At 34.1% G+C, this 17,313-nt stretch carries 18 protein-coding genes; 10 read left to right on the top strand and 8 right to left on the bottom strand.

Going from position 1 to position 17,313, the window contains the following annotated elements:
* Positions 1–21: 21 nt before the first annotated feature.
* Positions 22–1,248: an HD domain-containing protein gene (locus tag ACXAGS_RS05175; protein ID WP_474905133.1), complete on the bottom strand. Its 1,227-nt coding sequence runs from the start codon at positions 1,246–1,248 to the stop codon at positions 22–24.
* Between the two features lie 117 nt (positions 1,249–1,365).
* Here ACXAGS_RS05175 and porX point away from each other — a divergent pair, with 117 nt between their 5' ends.
* The 6 genes from porX (at position 1,366) to ACXAGS_RS05145 (ending at position 5,849) form a co-directional block, all read left to right on the top strand.
* Positions 1,366–2,907: a T9SS response regulator signal transducer PorX gene (porX, locus tag ACXAGS_RS05170; RefSeq protein ID WP_474905131.1), complete on the top strand. Its 1,542-nt coding sequence runs from the start codon at positions 1,366–1,368 to the stop codon at positions 2,905–2,907.
* Position 2,908: 1 nt separating this feature from the next.
* Positions 2,909–3,319, top strand: a complete 411-nt coding sequence (gene tsaE / locus ACXAGS_RS05165; protein ID WP_474905129.1) for a tRNA (adenosine(37)-N6)-threonylcarbamoyltransferase complex ATPase subunit type 1 TsaE — start codon at positions 2,909–2,911, stop codon at positions 3,317–3,319.
* A 175-nt stretch (positions 3,320–3,494) separates the two neighbouring features.
* Positions 3,495–3,632 (top strand): hypothetical protein, encoded by a 138-nt coding sequence (locus tag ACXAGS_RS05160; protein WP_474905127.1) that lies wholly within the window; start codon positions 3,495–3,497, stop codon positions 3,630–3,632.
* Positions 3,633–3,721: 89 nt separating this feature from the next.
* Positions 3,722–4,264: a hypothetical protein gene (locus ACXAGS_RS05155; RefSeq protein ID WP_474905126.1), complete on the top strand. Its 543-nt coding sequence runs from the start codon at positions 3,722–3,724 to the stop codon at positions 4,262–4,264.
* Positions 4,265–4,290: 26 nt separating this feature from the next.
* Positions 4,291–5,487 carry an alanine dehydrogenase gene (locus tag ACXAGS_RS05150; protein WP_474905124.1) on the top strand — a complete coding sequence of 399 codons (1,197 nt, stop codon included), beginning with the start codon at positions 4,291–4,293 and terminating at the stop codon, positions 5,485–5,487.
* 2 nt (positions 5,488–5,489) lie between these two features.
* Positions 5,490–5,849 carry a DUF4258 domain-containing protein gene (locus ACXAGS_RS05145; protein WP_474905123.1) on the top strand — a complete coding sequence of 120 codons (360 nt, stop codon included), beginning with the start codon at positions 5,490–5,492 and terminating at the stop codon, positions 5,847–5,849.
* 2 nt (positions 5,850–5,851) lie between these two features.
* Here ACXAGS_RS05145 and ACXAGS_RS05140 read toward each other — a convergent pair whose 3' ends face one another.
* Positions 5,852–7,018, bottom strand: a complete 1,167-nt coding sequence (locus tag ACXAGS_RS05140) for a proline dehydrogenase family protein (protein WP_474905121.1) — start codon at positions 7,016–7,018, stop codon at positions 5,852–5,854.
* Positions 7,019–7,108: 90 nt separating this feature from the next.
* Here ACXAGS_RS05140 and aroB point away from each other — a divergent pair, with 90 nt between their 5' ends.
* Together aroB and ACXAGS_RS05130 are read left to right on the top strand one after the other, a co-directional pair.
* Positions 7,109–8,167, top strand: coding sequence for a 3-dehydroquinate synthase (gene aroB / locus ACXAGS_RS05135; protein ID WP_474905119.1), 1,059 nt, complete (start codon positions 7,109–7,111; stop codon positions 8,165–8,167).
* Between the two features lie 95 nt (positions 8,168–8,262).
* Complete coding sequence (locus tag ACXAGS_RS05130) at positions 8,263–8,538, top strand: hypothetical protein (RefSeq protein WP_474905117.1); 276 nt, start codon at positions 8,263–8,265, stop codon at positions 8,536–8,538.
* Here ACXAGS_RS05130 and ACXAGS_RS05125 read toward each other — a convergent pair.
* Complete coding sequence (locus tag ACXAGS_RS05125) at positions 8,535–9,056, bottom strand: DinB family protein (RefSeq protein WP_474905115.1); 522 nt, start codon at positions 9,054–9,056, stop codon at positions 8,535–8,537. The genes ACXAGS_RS05130 and ACXAGS_RS05125 overlap by 4 nt on opposite strands.
* Positions 9,057–9,058: 2 nt before the next feature.
* Entirely contained in the window at positions 9,059–9,538 is a 480-nt protein-coding gene (locus tag ACXAGS_RS05120) for an Lrp/AsnC family transcriptional regulator (protein WP_010517091.1), read from the bottom strand.
* Between the two features lie 351 nt (positions 9,539–9,889).
* Here ACXAGS_RS05120 and ACXAGS_RS05115 point away from each other — a divergent pair, with 351 nt between their 5' ends.
* A complete protein-coding gene (locus ACXAGS_RS05115) occupies positions 9,890–10,240 on the top strand; it encodes a helix-turn-helix domain-containing protein (protein WP_474905113.1) in 351 nt (116 codons plus the stop codon).
* A 33-nt stretch (positions 10,241–10,273) separates the two neighbouring features.
* Positions 10,274–10,645 carry a DNA topoisomerase IV gene (locus ACXAGS_RS05110; protein ID WP_474905111.1) on the top strand — a complete coding sequence of 124 codons (372 nt, stop codon included), beginning with the start codon at positions 10,274–10,276 and terminating at the stop codon, positions 10,643–10,645.
* Between the two features lie 71 nt (positions 10,646–10,716).
* Here the strand turns inward: ACXAGS_RS05110 and ACXAGS_RS05105 are convergent, their stop codons facing one another.
* The 4 genes from ACXAGS_RS05105 to ACXAGS_RS05090 form a co-directional block, all read right to left on the bottom strand.
* Positions 10,717–11,670 (bottom strand): sterol desaturase family protein, encoded by a 954-nt coding sequence (locus ACXAGS_RS05105; RefSeq protein WP_474905110.1) that lies wholly within the window; start codon positions 11,668–11,670, stop codon positions 10,717–10,719.
* A gap of 60 nt (positions 11,671–11,730) precedes the next feature.
* A complete protein-coding gene (locus ACXAGS_RS05100) occupies positions 11,731–14,352 on the bottom strand; it encodes a DNA gyrase/topoisomerase IV subunit A (protein ID WP_474905109.1) in 2,622 nt (873 codons plus the stop codon).
* 31 nt (positions 14,353–14,383) lie between these two features.
* Positions 14,384–16,234, bottom strand: a complete 1,851-nt coding sequence (locus ACXAGS_RS05095) for a DNA topoisomerase IV subunit B (protein WP_474905108.1) — start codon at positions 16,232–16,234, stop codon at positions 14,384–14,386.
* 109 nt (positions 16,235–16,343) lie between these two features.
* Positions 16,344–17,246 carry a DMT family transporter gene (locus ACXAGS_RS05090; RefSeq protein WP_474905106.1) on the bottom strand — a complete coding sequence of 301 codons (903 nt, stop codon included), beginning with the start codon at positions 17,244–17,246 and terminating at the stop codon, positions 16,344–16,346.
* Between the last annotated feature and the right edge of the window lie 67 nt (positions 17,247–17,313).

Here is a 17,313-nt window from a genome sequence, read left to right as displayed (position 1 = left end):
CCGCAAAAGTAAGAAAATTTGTTATACGCTTATCTTAGGGTAGCATGCATAGTATTTGGTTACTTTTTCTGAAAGTGCCGCCAAATTAAAGTGATCCGATGCTTTTGCAACATCTACCAACTTTCCATTTTTTGAAAGAATGTGTATGTTCTCACTTTCTTTATTATAAGCCTGATTACCTACAGCTCCAGTAAAAACAAAATAATCCAATTGTGAATCATCTAGATCAAACTGCTTTTTAACCAGTTCTCTTTTATGATTTAGTTTTACTTGATTAAATGGTTTGTTTTTAACTTTTACCTTTAATAAGTTTCTATTCAGAATAATTTTTGATAATTCCGAAAGGATGAAATCTTCATGAAACTGCCAACCTTTAAGAGCTGCTAGCACATCCACATCGTCTAACTGGGTAAACATTAATAAAACTTCTTGATCAAGTAGCGCTTCCTCTTTTCTGGTAATGAAAAATTCAAGTGTTTTAGAAACGTTTAGTTTAACACCGCTATCAGCAAGTTCTCTTGCCCTATTCATGATACGCACCAAAAGTTGTTCTGCAGCCAAACTAGTTTTATGTAAATAAACCTGCCAATACATAAATCTCCTCGCCATTAAGAATTTTTCAACAGAATACAATCCTTTTTCCTCTACAACCAGCTCGTTATTCTTTACATTGAGCATGGTAATTAATCGTTCAGAACTAATATTACCTTCGGTAACCCCAGTATAAAAACTATCTCTTCTTAAATAATCTAACCGATCCATATCTAATTGACTGGATACAAGCTGATTTAAAAACTTCTTATCGTGATTATTTTGAAATATTCTAATTGCTAAAGTTAATTGCCCATTAAATTCTTTATTCAACTCCTCCATTAATCGAAGGGAAAGACTTTCGTGACTATGCCCTAAAACCAAAGTATGTTCCAGTGCGTGCGAGAAAGGTCCATGGCCAATATCATGCAACAAAATAGCACATAATAGAGCGTTCTCTTCTTCTTTAGAAATAGTCACCTGCTTAAATCGAAGAATTTCAATTGCTTTTCGCATAAGATGCATGCAACCCAAAGCATGATGGAACCTAGTATGGTGTGCCCCTGGATACACCAAATAGGATAGCCCCATTTGGCTAATACGCCTTAACCGTTGAAAATAAGGATGAGCTATTAAGTTAAAAATTAGTTCGTTAGGCGTTCCTATAAACCCGTAAATTGGGTCATTAAATATTTTGAGCTTGTTGGTCTGTGCCAAGGTTTATATTTTTACCTAACAAAGATAACACACTCCATTAAATGGTTTGTTCGTTTCTTTACATACCTTACCAAGACCAAAAAAAAAGTTATAAGAAAAGCACAGTTAAAATTTGAAATGAAAGAATTTATCATTTTATGGGTCGATGACGAAATTGACTTGTTAAAACCCCATATACTTTTTTTGGAAAAAAAAGGATACAAGGTAATTAGCGCACCAAGTGGACAAGAAGCCCTTGCCGAAGTAAAGGAAAACAATTTTGATATTGTTTTTTTAGATGAAAACATGCCTGGTCTTAGTGGTTTAGAAACCCTCTCTGAAATTAAGCTTATAGACAGCACCTTACCAATTGTTATGATTACTAAAAGTGAGGAAGAATATATAATGGAAGAAGCCATTGGCAGCAAAATTGCAGACTATCTTATAAAACCTGTTAATCCAAATCAGATACTACTTTCTTTAAAAAAGAATTTAGACCATTCTAGATTAGTTTCTGAAAGAACAACTGCAAACTATCAGCAAGAGTTTAGAAAAATAGCTATGGACTTGGCTATGGTTAATACCTGGGAGGAATGGGTAGACCTATATAAAAAACTAATATACTGGGAGCTTCAATTAGAAGACATTGAAGATAACAGCATGTGCGAAATACTCAATTCTCAAAAAATCGAGGCAAACACCCAATTTAGCAAGTTTATAGATGCCAACTACCCAGATTGGTTTTCTGGTAAAGGACCTATATTAAGCCATAACTTATTTAAAACTTTGATTTCACCAGAAATCAAAGAAAACAAGACTCTTTTAATTGTAATAGACAACTTAAGATATGACCAATGGTATGCATTTGAAGAAACGCTGGGCAACTATTATAAAAAAAGACAGGAAAATGCCTATTTTTCTATTTTACCTACCGCAACACAATATGCCAGAAACTCCATTTTTTCTGGATTAACCCCATTGGAAATGTCCAAAAAACATCCAAATTGGTGGAAAAACGATACGGATGACGGAGGGAAAAATCTACACGAAGCCGACTTTTTAGGCGCACAATTAAAACGACTGAAACTAGATATTAATTGGGAATATCATAAAATTAGCAGCTTAAAACAAGGGAAACATTTGGCCTCTAATTTCAATAGTCAAAAAAACAATGATTTAACCGTGGTTGTTTATAATTTTGTGGATATGCTTTCGCACGCAAAAACTGAAATGGATGTAATACAAGAGTTGGCCGGCGACGATAAAGCTTACCGTAGTTTAACCTTAAGTTGGTTTAAAAACAGTCCCCTTTTAGAAATTATACAGCAAGCCCAGCAGTTGGGATTAAAATTAATAATAACAACGGATCATGGCACCATTAACGTTAAACAACCCTCAAAAGTTATAGGCGACAAACAAACAAGCCTAAACCTTAGGTATAAAACCGGTAAAAGCCTAACATACAATGAAAAAGATGTTTTATCGGCAACTAATCCTGCTAATATACAATTACCGGCAATTAATGTAAGTAGTTCCTATATTTTTGCTAAAAACGATTTGTTTTTTGCCTACCCAAATAACTACAACCATTATGTTAGCTATTATAGAAATACGTACCAGCATGGGGGTATATCTTTAGAAGAAATGATTGTACCCTTTATTGTTTTAGACCCAAAGTAAGATGCCAAAAATCAATTTTAATAAAAGTGAGCTACCTAACATCGCAAAAATATTATTAACCGATATAGATGAAAAAATACTGTGTTTTAAAGGTGAAATGGGAGCAGGTAAGACTACGACCATTAAACATCTTTTAAAAGAATTAAAGGTGGTTGACCAAGGGAACAGTCCAACATTTGGAATTGTAAGTGAATACCATAATGAAAATGGTGATGTAGTAGCTTACCATTTTGATTGTTATCGTTTAAACTCAGAAGAAGAAGCGTTTGATTTAGGGATTGAAGAGTATTTATATTCAGGCAAATATGTTTTCATAGAGTGGCCAGATGTAATAGCTAATTTACTACCAACGGTTAGGTCTATTATAAAGCTGTCGTTTATCGATGAAAATACAAGGTCTATCGAGTATTAATTTTTTCTTAAATAGATTTTTTCTATATTCAGGGTAACAAAAATTCCCTCGATGAATAGATGATATTATCGTTAAAAAGCAAAATATGTCGACTAAACGCTTTTTAGGTGAAATATTTTCCTACATTTGTTGTGAATTGATTCAATTTATTTATTAACCAATTACTTTTATTACGATGAACACTAAAAAAGTATTATTTGGCATGATGGCTGTAGCATTTTTAGCCATGGCGACTGTTTCAACTACAGTTCTTAACGAAGACACTGTTAAACAAGAAGCCAGCGTCAAGAAAAAAGGATATAAAAAATTTTAATTTGCATCCTTTCTGAATTAAAAAGCTCCATTAGTATGGAGCTTTTTTTTTGAACAATAATTTTAAAGTTTCTTAGTTATCATTACTGTATGGCAAAAAAAAACACACTTAGAAATAAATTTTTAATCGAAGGATTGATTTCAGTCTTTATTATTATATCTCCTTTAATTCATTATGCTTGGAAATACATTCCCGATGGAATTCAAGAAACATATTTTTTAGGAATAAAATTAGATGCAAATGGTTTTGAGGATATTAATAATGCTATTTATTACTACTTGAGTAAATATATCCCCTTAATGCTATTATTTATATGGTTTATAACCTGTAAAGAGTGGTGGTATCATGCAATTATAATACCAATTACGATGTATGCTTTTCAGCTTCTTTCTGCAATAACATTTGAATCCAATATTGTAGACGAAAATGAGATTTTATATATTGTTGCTATAAACATGGTAATCACGCCCATTATATATTTTATTCGACTTAAATTAGTTGATAAATATGTGCATGGTATTGATTTAAAAGCCATGGACCAAGAATTAAAATTTTTAAAGGAAAAAGAAGCACTTAAAAAAGAATGGGAAAAGCTAGAACAACAAAAAGCCGCCCTTTTAAAAAAAATGTAAATTTGTCTTCCTAGTGCGATAGATTTATGGACCAACCCTTTCCTTTTAGTAAACAACAACTTTTACCACAAGAAGAAACTTTAGAAATATTAAAACAAAAAGGAGAGCTCTTTATAGGTTTACCTAAAGAAAATCAATATCAAGAAAAAAGAATTTGCTTAACACCGGATGCCGTCAATGCATTAACATCCAATGGACATCGTGTCTTAATTGAATCAGGTGCAGGCGAAGCTGCCAATTATACAGATATTGACTATACCAATGCCGGCGGAGAAATTACTAATGATATTAAGAAAGTATTTTCCTGCCCTTTAATTTTAAAGGTGGAACCTCCTACCCTGGCTGAAATTGAACTGATTAATCCGCAAACCATAATAATTTCTGCTTTACAGATTAAAACACAAGAGAAAAAGTATTTTGAAGCATTGGCAAAAAAAAGAATAACCGCAATTGCTTTTGAGTATATTAGGGATGAGGATGGAAAGTACCCAGCCGTCAGATCCTTAAGTGAAATTGCTGGAATATCTTCCATACTTATTGCTTCGGAACTAATGGCTACTTCAAATGGTGGCAATGGTCTTATGTTTGGTAATATTAGTGGCGTACCTCCAGTTGAAGTTGTTATCATAGGGGCTGGTACTGTAGGGCAATTTGCTGCCCGATCCGCTTTGGGATTAGGTGCCAATATAAAAATCTTTGATAACAGCATAACCAAACTCAGAAATATCCAGACCAATTTAAATCAGACTGTATACACTTCTACCATACAGCCTAAAAACTTGCTTAAAGCCCTAAAAAGGTGCGATGTTGCTATTGGAGCCGTAAGGGGTAAAGACCGTTCACCAGTAGTAGTTACCAACACTATGGTGGAGCATATGAAAAAAGGGGCGGTAATCATAGATGTAAGTATAGATATGGGTGGTTGTTTTGAATCTTCAGAAATTACTACCCACAAAAAGCCAGTTTTAGAAAAGTATGGCGTTTTACACTACGGTGTTCCTAATATACCGTCTAGATATCCAAGAACTTCTTCTATTTCTATAAGTAATATTTTTACACCGTATCTTTTAAAAATAGGAGAAGATGGTGGGTTAGAAAATTCGCTGCGTTTTGACCGCGGCTTACGTAATGGCCTTTATATGTATCATGGTATTTTAACTAATAAAAGTGTTGGCGATTGGTTCGGACTTTCGTACAATGATATTAATTTCTTGATTTTTTAAGGATGTTCGGATTTATTAAACGTTTAGGCTGGTACCTAGTAGGACTGTCCATAGGATTGGTTTTTTTCGTCTTTATTCTTAAGCAAACTTCTGGCGGCAAATCTTTAGACTTTTGTTATTTACCTAATTGCAGAGTGCTAAAAGACATTAGAAGCAAAACATTTGTTTATGAAGATAATGTGGAGCAGTTTCTAGCTAATGACAGTATTGCCTGGAAAGCCTTTTTTAAGGAAGGCAATGTTGACTTTGGCGCAAGTGACACCAAAGCCGAACCTTGTAAATTTTATATTATAGAAAATGATAAGGGCGAAAAAATCAAAGCAACCAATTGTAAAGACAAGGTTACAATTAGTAATCCTTAAACCTACATTCTTCGTCTATTTCGTTCTTTTCTAAGTAGCTCTAATTCTCTAGAGGTCTGTCCGGCAACCGAAGTATTCTCCTCTGCCCTTCTAATTAAATAAGGCATAACATCTCTTACCGGACCGTAAGGCAAGTATTTTGCGGCGTTATATCCATAAGCCGCTAAATTATAACTAATGTTATCGCTCATGCCATATAGTTGACCAAACCATATGGACTGGTCATTGTGGTCAATACCCTTATCCGCCATAATTTGCATTAGCTTATAAGAACTCGCTTCATTATGGGTGCCTGCAAAGATGGTAAATACGTCTAAACGCTCTGCCATGAATTCAATGCCTTCATCAAAGTTTACGTCCGTAGCTTGTTTGGATTCGCAAATAGGGCTTTTGTAATTATGCTCTTCTGCCCTACTGTTCTCCTTTTCCATATAAGCACCCCTAACTGCCTTTATACCAACTTTAATACCATGCTCTTTGGCATTTTGGTATAAGCTATTCAAGAATTCCAAACGATCCCAGCGGTACAGTTGCGCGGTATTAAAAACTACAGGTTTTTCTTTATTATACTTTAACATCATTTCCCAAGCCAAAGTGTCAGCTGCTTCTTGTATCCAGCTTTCTTCAGCGTCTATTAATAAAGAAACATCTAACTGATGTGCTTTTTTACAAACTTGATCATACCGGTTAACCACTCGTTGCCATTCCGCCTTTTCATCCTCAGAAAGATTTACTTTTTGGTTAACCTTTTCTAATAGCCCAAAACGTGCAAAAGCAGTGGGCTTAAAAACTGCAAATGGTATGGCTTGTTTTTCCTTAACAAAGTCTAAAACCTTTAAAATTTTTTCTAAAGCATGGTCTAATTGATTCTCTACCGTTTTACCCTCTACAGAATAATCAAGAATGGAGTAAACACCTGCACCATACATGTTATCAATTACAGACATACAATCTTTTTCATTTACACCTCCACAGAAATGATCAAAAACAGTTGCTCTTATTAAACCTTCTACGGGTAAATGTGCATTCAATGCAAAGTTGGTTACCGCTGTGCCAATTTTAACCAAAGGTTGGTTTGCAATTAGTTTAAATAAAAAATAAGCTCGCTCTAATTCAGAATCACTTTTAAGACGAAAAGCAATTGAAGTATCCTCAAAAATTTGCTTCATTTTTACACATTCAATAAAGTTGCGAATATAAGCAAGGAATACATAAATATATCTTCAAAATATTTCTTTCTTTGAAAATAAAACTAAACTATGCAGTCTCTAATTACAGCCTCTCATGAGGTACATTTTGATGCGGTTGCTAAAGAAGCTTTAAACCAAAGTATTATAGCTAATTCTTATTCCAAAATATTTGTTTTGGTAGATGAGAACACCAATAAACATTGCCTACCATTGTTCCACAAGATGTTTAATGGTGAAGTAGATGCCATAATTACAATTGCCCCGGGAGAACCCAACAAACATATAGAAACCTGTCTTAAAGTTTGGGAATCGTTATCTAATTTAGGTGGCGACCGGAAGAGTTTATTAATAAATTTAGGAGGCGGAGTTGTAACTGATTTAGGTGGTTTTGTTGCCTGCACCTTTAAAAGGGGAATAGATTTTATAAATATACCTACCACATTACTAGCTATGGTAGACGCTTCCGTTGGGGGCAAAAATGGCGTGGACCTTGGTCCTCTTAAGAATCAGATAGGAGTAATACAACAACCAAAAATGGTTCTAGTTTTACCCAGTTTTCTAAAAACTTTACCAGAAAGAGAAGTTATTAGTGGTTTTGCAGAAATGCTTAAACATGGGTTAATTGTGGATAGGGAGTATTGGAATACTTTAAGAAATAATGGTGTAAGTAAGGATGCAAAGTCTATTCTTAAATCGGTAAAAATAAAGAGCGATATTGTTACCGAAGATCCAAGAGAAAATAGTGTTCGTAAAAAGCTCAATTTTGGACATACCCTAGGGCATGCAGTAGAATCTTATTTTCTAGAATCCACAGATAGAGAAACCCTATTACATGGCGAGGCTATAGCTATAGGTATGATTTTAGAAGCCTATCTGGCACACAAGTTAACCGGGTTATCAAAATTGGATTTAGATGAAATAAAAGAAACTTTTTTAAGGTTTTATCCTAAAGTAGCCATTTCAATTGCTGAAATATCGAAGATTAAATCGCTACTAATCCATGATAAAAAGAATAGCCATGGCAATATTAATTTTGTACTATTAAATGAAATTGGAGATGCTGTGGTAGATGTAAAAGTTCCGGATGAATTAATTGACGAAGCTTTTACATACTACAAATTACACTAAGTTAGCCAACAAAAAATTAAGCTTTTACAACTAATATTAAACAGAGCACATTGGTTTTTAGTAGCTTAGGTGTATAACCTAAACCACAGTAAACCATGCAGCGAAAAATTATTAGTTACAAGAATTTAGACCACAAAAAAGCTTCTTTATTATTAGATAAATATCCTCATGGCTATGGTGATGAAGATATCTATACCTTAAAAAAACCAAATGGTGAAATAATTGAAGCCGTAGAAGTAAAAACAGAAGATACCGTCTACCTCGTCAAAATCAGCAATAGTCTTACTTCCTTTATTGAGAACTTTGATAAAGTAATTGAAACGGAGTTAAGCAAGGAGTTAGGTGAAGCAGATTTGCCTTTAACAGATTAAAGGTTTAAATAGCGTTCTCGCAATATTTTTTCATGGTGGACCACATGACCGGCTAGCATGAAAAGTATTGCGCGTACGGACATTGAACCACCGCTTACCTTGCCTATAAATTCTAATGAAGATTGGGTTAAGCTTTTTTGCAATAAAATACTTGAATCCCGTACCACTTCAAATTCTCTAATTAAACTTTTTAGCGTTCTATTTTCTGCATTACTAAAATTGATATAATCGTCCTGTTCAAAACCAGGTAATTGAGTTTTATCATTACGAGCCAGCCTTAATACCCTGTATTGAAAAATGCGTTCTGTATCAATAATATGAATTATTAATTCTGCTACCGACCATTTTCCTTTAGCGTACCTAAAATTTAAATCAGCCTCCTTTAAAAGTGACATAGTATCTAAAAAAGAAGATTTGGAATGAATCAAAACCTGATCCAATTCCAAATCTTTTAAAGCAACTATATAAGGTTTGTAGAATTCTGGATATTCTATTTCCGGTAAATTAGATGCTTTCAATTCTAAAGTTCATTAAATATTGTATGCATTAAACGCTTTTTGTCGTTAATACTTTCCTCAAGAGAAATCATAGTCTCAGTTCTACTGATACCATCAATATCATCAATTTTAAAAATTATGTTTTTAGCATGAGTTGTATCTCTTGCACGTATTTTACAAAAGATATTGAATTTACCTGTGGTAATGTGAGCAACTGTCACATATGGTATCTGAGACAAACGCTCCAATACAAATTTAGTTTGATGTGTCTTCTCCAAAAAGATGCCTACGTAGGCAATAAAAGAGTAACCTAATTTTACATAATCTAAGGTTAAGGAAGAACCTTTAATAATACCCGCTTCTTCCATTTTCTTTACTCTAACGTGAACAGTACCAGCAGAAATCAACAATTTTTTTGCGATATCCGTAAAAGGAGTTCTCGTATTGTCAATCAGCATATCTAATATCTGATGGTCTATTTCGTCAAGCTTAACTTTACTCATTATTAAAATATTTTGCAGTAAAAGTAATTAATTAAGAAATATAACATAATAAAATGTGTGGTTTTTTGAGTATAATGTAAGTTTTTCCCGATTATCGACACAAAAAAAATAATTTTCCAAACATTTTAAACAATAACCATAGTCAAATTATAAAAACGTACAATTCTATAATTCCGCCCAACCTATTTACAATTGTAAATTATATTTAGTTACTTCATGTATAAATTTGTATTTCAATATTTTATAATATTTTACATATAATTTTTATTTAAACATATTTGTCTAGAAAAAGTTTGAAAAAATTGGTATATATTTTAGATATTTACCAATAATTTACATTTGTAAACAAGTATGTTAGATAGAATAAAAGAAGTAATTTCCTATTACGATGAAACAGCATCTAGCTTTGCCGATAAAATTGGGGTGCCGCGTTCTAGCATTTCGCACATTTTATCAGGTAGAAACAAACCTAGTTTGGATTTTATATTAAAGCTGTTTGAAGCTTATCCAGATATTAATCTTCACTGGTTTTTATATGGTAAGGGTAATATATGCGCAACTTCTAATTCGCAAAAGATGCAAGAACCAATTAACGAGAGGACAACAGAACAGGATGCTGAGAAAAGAAAATCAGTAGCTGTTAAAAACGTTGTAATTTTTTACGAGGATGGAACATTCGAATCTTATTTGCCTAAAATTTAAGGTATTTTTGTAATCTTAAATTAAAAATTGATTATGAAGTACCTTTCCCCTATTGTCTTTATATTTTTATTTACTTCATGCTTAAAGCAACCCGAAAGGGATTGTAAAAAACACCAAACGGGTACGTATTCTTTTTCTAGTATTGTAAACGGTGATACACTACGAACTAGGTTCATCAGAAATAACGAATTTGAAGTGGATTATTTCAACGGAAATATAGATACTAGTTCTGTAAGATGGATAAATGATTGCGAATGCGTTTTAAAAAACACCAATCCGAAAAACAGGTCCGAAGAAAAAGCAATACATGTAAAAATTTTGACAACAACGGACAGTTCTTATACTTTTGAATTTAGTGCTGTTGATGAAACCAATAAATTAAAAGGAACCGCTTTTAGGGAATAATTTTAAAGAATCTATTGTCAAATAAAAGATATTAAATAAAAAAGGTGCGATATACATAGCACCTTTTTTATTTAATTAGGTCGCTTAAATGCAAAACCTTTTTTCTTTTTCTCTTTAAACTCTGCTTGTTGTTGTTTAACAGTCATGGTGCTACCATCATGGCTCCAACCAGGAGGGCCAAATATGTACATTAGCTTATGCGAAAGCTTATCTACCTTTTTAACATCGTTCCATATATCTTTAAACTCATGCGTTAAAATCACTATGGGATTGTAAGAGTTTGGTGCATGTATTACGCCATACTTCACCTCTATTTCTTCATCATATTCTTTCCAAGTACCAAATAGTTTATCAAATATGTTTAGAAAACCACCGTGATTTTTATCTAAATATTCTACGTTCTGCGCATGATGTACTTGATGCATAGTGTGCGTATTAAGGATTTTCTCTAAAAACCCCATCTTAGGTATATATTGAGAATGCAATTGAAACTGCCATAGCGCTTCTATACCCAGGCAAACAATTACCATTTCTGGCGGAAAACCTATTGCTGGCATCCACATATAAAATAAAGGTTTGTAAAGAATTGTAAACCAACCATTACGAATAGCAGTACCTAGGTTAAAGTTATCTGAAGAATGGTGAACAATATGTGCAGCCCATAAAACCCTAATTTCATGATTAGCTCTATGAAACCAATAATATGTAAAGTCATCTGCCAGCATACAAAGCAACCAAACATACCAAGCATAACCAAAAGATTGGTAACCCAAAATATTGGTGCGTACCCCTTCTATGCTTTCTGGATTAAAAAAGTTATAGGTAGCATTGAATAACACCACCATAAAAATCACTTTAAACAGAGGTCCTAAAATTGCCGAACCAATTCCCATAAATCCACTAGCGGCCAAATCTTTCCATTCGTAAATATGATCATCTCCATGTGTCTTACTATACGTAAGCTCTACCAATATAAAAGCAATAAATACTGGCACACCGTATACTAACGGGTTTGTAAAATCCATAAATTAAAAAATGTAATTAGTGTTATTATTCAAGGATGGTAAGATATATTTAATATTGATCTAAAACAACGTTGTTTGGTCAGATTCGTCATTGTTTGTATCAATTTTGGTATTGTCCTCGCTTATAGCGTCATTACTATTCTCTTCAACTTCCGCTATTTCTTCTTCTACTTCATATGGTAAAGCTTCCAATACATTTACGTGTTTTAGTTTATCTGTGGTTAATTGGTTGCCTTGCGCTTTAATTCCCTTAACAGCTATAAATTCTTCTACATTTACCGTCTCATTGGGTTTAGGGTCTTTTCCTCTTGGCTTTATGAACTCCAACTCTACCATAGGCCTCCAATCCGTTAAGATTAGCTCTAGTTGTGTTTTAGGGTGCTCACTGATTATGAGCTCTTCTTTGTTTGTGTTTTCTATTAAAAAACGTTTTAGGTAATATCTTTCTTTTTCACCATCATAATAGATTACTGAGATGGGCTTTTCCGGAACCCATTTTTCCAAAATAATCATATCGTCATCAAAGCGTGTATTTAAATCTGGGGTAATGGTTTTAACAATACCCTTCTTATTGGCCACCAAGAGCAAATCTTCTCCTTTAAAAGCACCTAAAAGCTCGCCTCGCTCATCGGTATTTAGACGGCGCACAACATCATCGAACCAAATTTTTCTTGGTTTTAATGTGGAAACACCCTTTTCCTTAAGTTCAATACGTTTTACCGCATACTTAGAAACCGTATTTCCTTTAGAGCTTCTTCCCTTAATAAGAATATCGGCAAAATCAATGTCCCACTTCAACTTTTTAATACTACCAGATTGCCTTAAGTGTACGGTAATTACTTCTGCTTCACCATTAGGGTTAGCAGAAAAGTATAATAATTCACTTCCAGCTTTCCCATTGGTTAAATCATACATTTTATCCCTGGTTATACTTGTTACATTAAATCGCTTAATATAACTGGGGCCACCTTTGCCGTCTTTATAGACCATATTATAGGTTGTACGCTTGTCTTTTTTCTTAAAGACAGCCACATGTATAATTCCTTTCTCTACAAATGTTTTACTATCAACCTTGGTCACCATCATTTTCCCAGATTGTGTAAAGACAATTATATCATCAATATCGCTACAATCTGTAACATATTCATCTCTTCTTAATGATGTACCAATGAAACCCTCTTCCCTATTTACATAAAGCTTGGTGTTCCTTATAACCACTTTGGTTGCTTCAATATCGTCAAAGATTCTAATCTCAGATTTACGCTCCCTACCTTTACCGTACTTAGTTTTTAACTCTTTAAAATAGGCAATTGCAAAATCGATTAAATTATCTAGATGATGTTTAGTTTCTGCAATGCGATCTTCTAAGCTCTCTAGATATTGTTTCGCCTTATCCAAATCAAATTTAGATATGCGTTTGATACGAATTTCTGTTAAACGAACAATATCATCTTCGGTTATAGCTCTTTTAAGGTGACCTATATGTGGCTGCAAACCTTTATCTATAGCCGCTATAACCCCTTCCCAAGTTTCTTCTTCTTCTATTTCGCGGTAAATCCTATTTTCAATAAAAATGCGTTCCAAGGAAGAAAAATGCCATTGCTCCTCTAGCTCATGCAGCTGAATTTCCAACTCTTGTTTTAGCATATTCACGGTGTTATCCGTGGAACGCTTTAGAATTTCAGAAACCCCCATAAATACGGGCTTATTGTTTTCAATAATACACGCTAATGGAGATATAGACGACTCGCAAGATGTAAATGCATATAAAGCATCAATACTTTTATCTGGAGAAAGCCCGCTTGGCAAATGCACCAAAATCTCCACCTCTGCCGCAGTATTGTCTTCAATTTTCTTAACCTTGATTTTGCCCTTATCGTTAGCTTTTAAGATGGAATCGATTAAGGAAGAGGTGTTTGTGCCATAGGGTATCTCCTTAATTACCAGTGTATTCTTGTCTAAACTATCAATTTTAGCCCTTACACGTATTTTACCACCCCTAAGACCATCATTATAATTGCTTACATCTATAATACCTGCAGTGGGAAAGTCTGGATACAACTTAAAACTCCTACCTTTTAAATGATTTATAGAGGCATCTATAAGCTCATTAAAATTATGTGGTAAAATTTTGGTAGATAAACCTACCGCAATCCCTTCTGCACCCTGCGCCAACAATAGTGGAAACTTAACCGGAAGGTTTACAGGCTCTTTTTTACGACCATCATAAGACTGTTGCCACTCGGTTATTTTAGGACTAAATACAACATCTAACGCAAATTTAGATAGTCTGGCCTCTATATAACGTGATGCAGCAGCACCATCTCCTGTTAATATATTTCCCCAGTTTCCCTGAGTATCAATCAATAAATCTTTTTGGCCAATTTGAACCATTGCATCACCAATACTGGCATCACCATGAGGATGGTATTGCATCGTATGCCCTACTACATTGGCAACCTTGTTATACCTACCATCATCTAGCTCTTTAAGCGAATGCATAATTCTACGTTGAACCGGCTTAAAACCATCTTCAATTGCAGGCACGGCACGTTCTAATATTACATAGGATGCATAATCTAAAAACCAATCTTTGTACATACCCGTTACCCGGGTTAATGCCTCTTCTTGTTGATTTTCCGATTGTCCTTCGCCATTGTTCAAGGCTTCATTTTCTTCCATTGAAAGATTAGTTTGGTATAATGGTATTGGGTTAGTTCTCTTCTACTAGGTCTAGCTCTACTTTAAGATTGTTTATGATGAATTTTTGACGGTCTGGTGTATTCTTACCCATATAGAACTGTAATAATTGGTCTATAGACATCGCTTTATCCAACATCACAGGTTCTAGACGAATATCGTCTCCAATAAAATGTTGAAATTCATCTGGTGAAATTTCCCCTAAACCTTTAAATCGTGTTATTTCTGGTTTACCGCTTAACTTTTCTATGGCATTTACCTTTTCTTCATCGCTATAACAGTAAATTGTCTCTTTCTTATTTCTTACCCTAAATAACGGTGTTTGTAGTATATAAAGGTGATTTTCTCGTATTAATTCAGGAAAAAATTGCAAAAAGAAAGTGATCAGCAACAATCTAATATGCATACCATCTACATCTGCATCCGTAGCAATAACAATATTATTATACCTCAGGTCTTCTAAAGAATCTTCTATATTTAAGGCTGCTTGTAAGAGGTTAAATTCTTCGTTTTCATAAACAATTTTTTTGCTCATCCCATAAGAGTTCAAAGGTTTACCCCTTAAACTAAATACAGCCTGTGTATTTACGTCCCTAGACTTGGTAATAGAGCCAGAAGCAGAGTCTCCCTCTGTTATAAACAAAGTGGTTTCTAAGCGCCTATCGTTTTTCATGTCCCCTAAATGCACTCTACAGTCTCGCAGTTTTTTATTGTGCAGACTTGCCTTTTTAGCTCTTTCCCTTGCTAATTTACGTATGCCAGATAGTTCCTTACGCTCCTTTTCTGCCTGCACTATCTTACGTTGTAAGACATCTCTTGTTTCAGGGTTTTTATGGAGGTAATTGTCTAGATATTTCCCAACAAAATCGTTAATATACGTTCTAACCGTGGGCAGGTCCCCCCCCATATCCGTAGACCCCAACTTGGTTTTGGTTTGGCTTTCAAAAACTGGTTCCATTACTTTAATGGAAATAGCAGAAATTATAGACTTTCTAACGTCTGATGCATCGTAGTTTTTACCAAAATGGTCTCTAACCGTTTTTACCACAGCTTCCCTAAAAGCAGCTTGGTGTGTACCCCCTTGCGTAGTGTGTTGGCCATTTACAAAAGAATGATAGGACTCACTATATTGTGTTTTACTATGCGTAATGGCAATTTCAATATCATTTCCTTTTAAATGGATAATTGGATACAGAAAATCGTCTTCATTATTGTTGTCTTCCAATAAATCTTTAAGACCGTTTTCTGAATAATATTTTTCGCCATTAAAAACAATGGTTAACCCAGGGTTTAGGTACACATAGTTTTTGAGCATGCGCTCTACATACTCGTTTCTATACTTGTACTTTTTAAAAATAGTCTCGTCCGGGGTAAAGGTTACCATTGTCCCTTTACGCTTTGTAGAATCTACCAACTCCTCCTCTACCAAATTTCCAACAGAAAATTCAGCACTTTTGGCCTGACCATCCCTTACGGATTCTACCTTGAAAAAAGTAGATAAAGCATTAACCGCTTTGGTACCCACACCATTTAGACCAACTGATTTTTTAAATGCACGGGTGTCATACTTACCTCCCGTATTCATTTTAGACACTACATCTACCACCTTGCCTAAAGGAATACCACGACCATAATCCCTAACCTTTACCGTGTTGTCCTTAATAGTAATTTCGATGGTTTTACCAGTACCCATGACAAATTCATCAATACTGTTGTCTAAAACCTCCTTTAAAAGTATGTAAATACCATCATCTGCAGAAGAACCATCGCCCAATTTACCAATATACATACCGGGTCGCATACGAATATGCTCTTTCCAGTCTAACGAGCGAATATTATCTTCGGTATATTGAGTTTGTGCCATTATGTAGTAGGATTATCCCAACGAATATAAAATTATGTACGAAAAATAAAAATGGGAGCGCTATAATTTAATCAACAAATAAAAAGCTGCTATTGTTGATATGTGATTATCAACGTTTTTGTTTATTGATTGATAAATAAATAATTCCCACAATAACCACTAACATTCCTAAAAGCTGCAACCAAGATAGTTTTTCTTCTAAAAAAAGGTAGGCCAATACTATTGTAGAAATTGGCCCTACGCTACCAAGAATTGAAAAATTATTGGCGCCAATGGTTTTTATAGACCAAGAAACCAAAAACGAAGGAATTAATGTGGCAACAATAGCCATTCCAAAGCCGTAGGCATAAACGGGGTAAGGTAAATTAAGAACCGTATTTAAAGGATTTACCGCAATGTAGTGAATTAGAATACAAAAAGTAGAAACTAGCATTGCGTAGCAAGTAAAACGTAAAACCCCTAATTTTGGAATTAACCAACCACTACCTACCAAATAAGAGGCATATGTTATTGCACTTAATACAACCAGAAGCGCTCCTAGCCAGACATTATTTCCAGTAACACTTAACTCATTCCAAAATGTAATTAACACTCCCAAATAAGTAATTCCTATGGCTATTTTCTGTTTTTTAGAAACCTTTACCTTTAAAAATACGTAAGATAGCAGCACAACTATTGTGGGGTAAATAAATAAGATGATGCGCTCCAGACCAGCCTTTATATATTTTAGACCTAAAAAATCAAAATAGCTGGCCAAGTAATAGCCCACAAAACCAAACAACACCAACCACAAAAAGGTTTTAGCCCTGATTTTTTGGGGTTGCTTATACTCCAAATAACATAGGATAACAATATAAAAGGGAAGTGCGAACCCCATTCTCAAAAGCAAAAGACTTAACGTGTCAACTTTATAGAGATACGCAAGCTTAACCATAATAGCTTTAGAAGAAAAAAGAACAACTCCTAACAACCCAATTAAGATTCCAAGATTATTAGATGTAGGTTTAGTCATAGTACTAACCTACTGTGTAAAAAACATATGATTTTATACTTTAGAACTAAAATGGAATGCCCAAAGG

It is taken from the genome of Croceivirga sp. ABH4_376 (genome assembly GCF_056160685.1).
The sequence above is the reverse complement of the archived record's forward strand: the minus strand, read 5'-3'. Positions and strand labels throughout refer to the sequence as shown.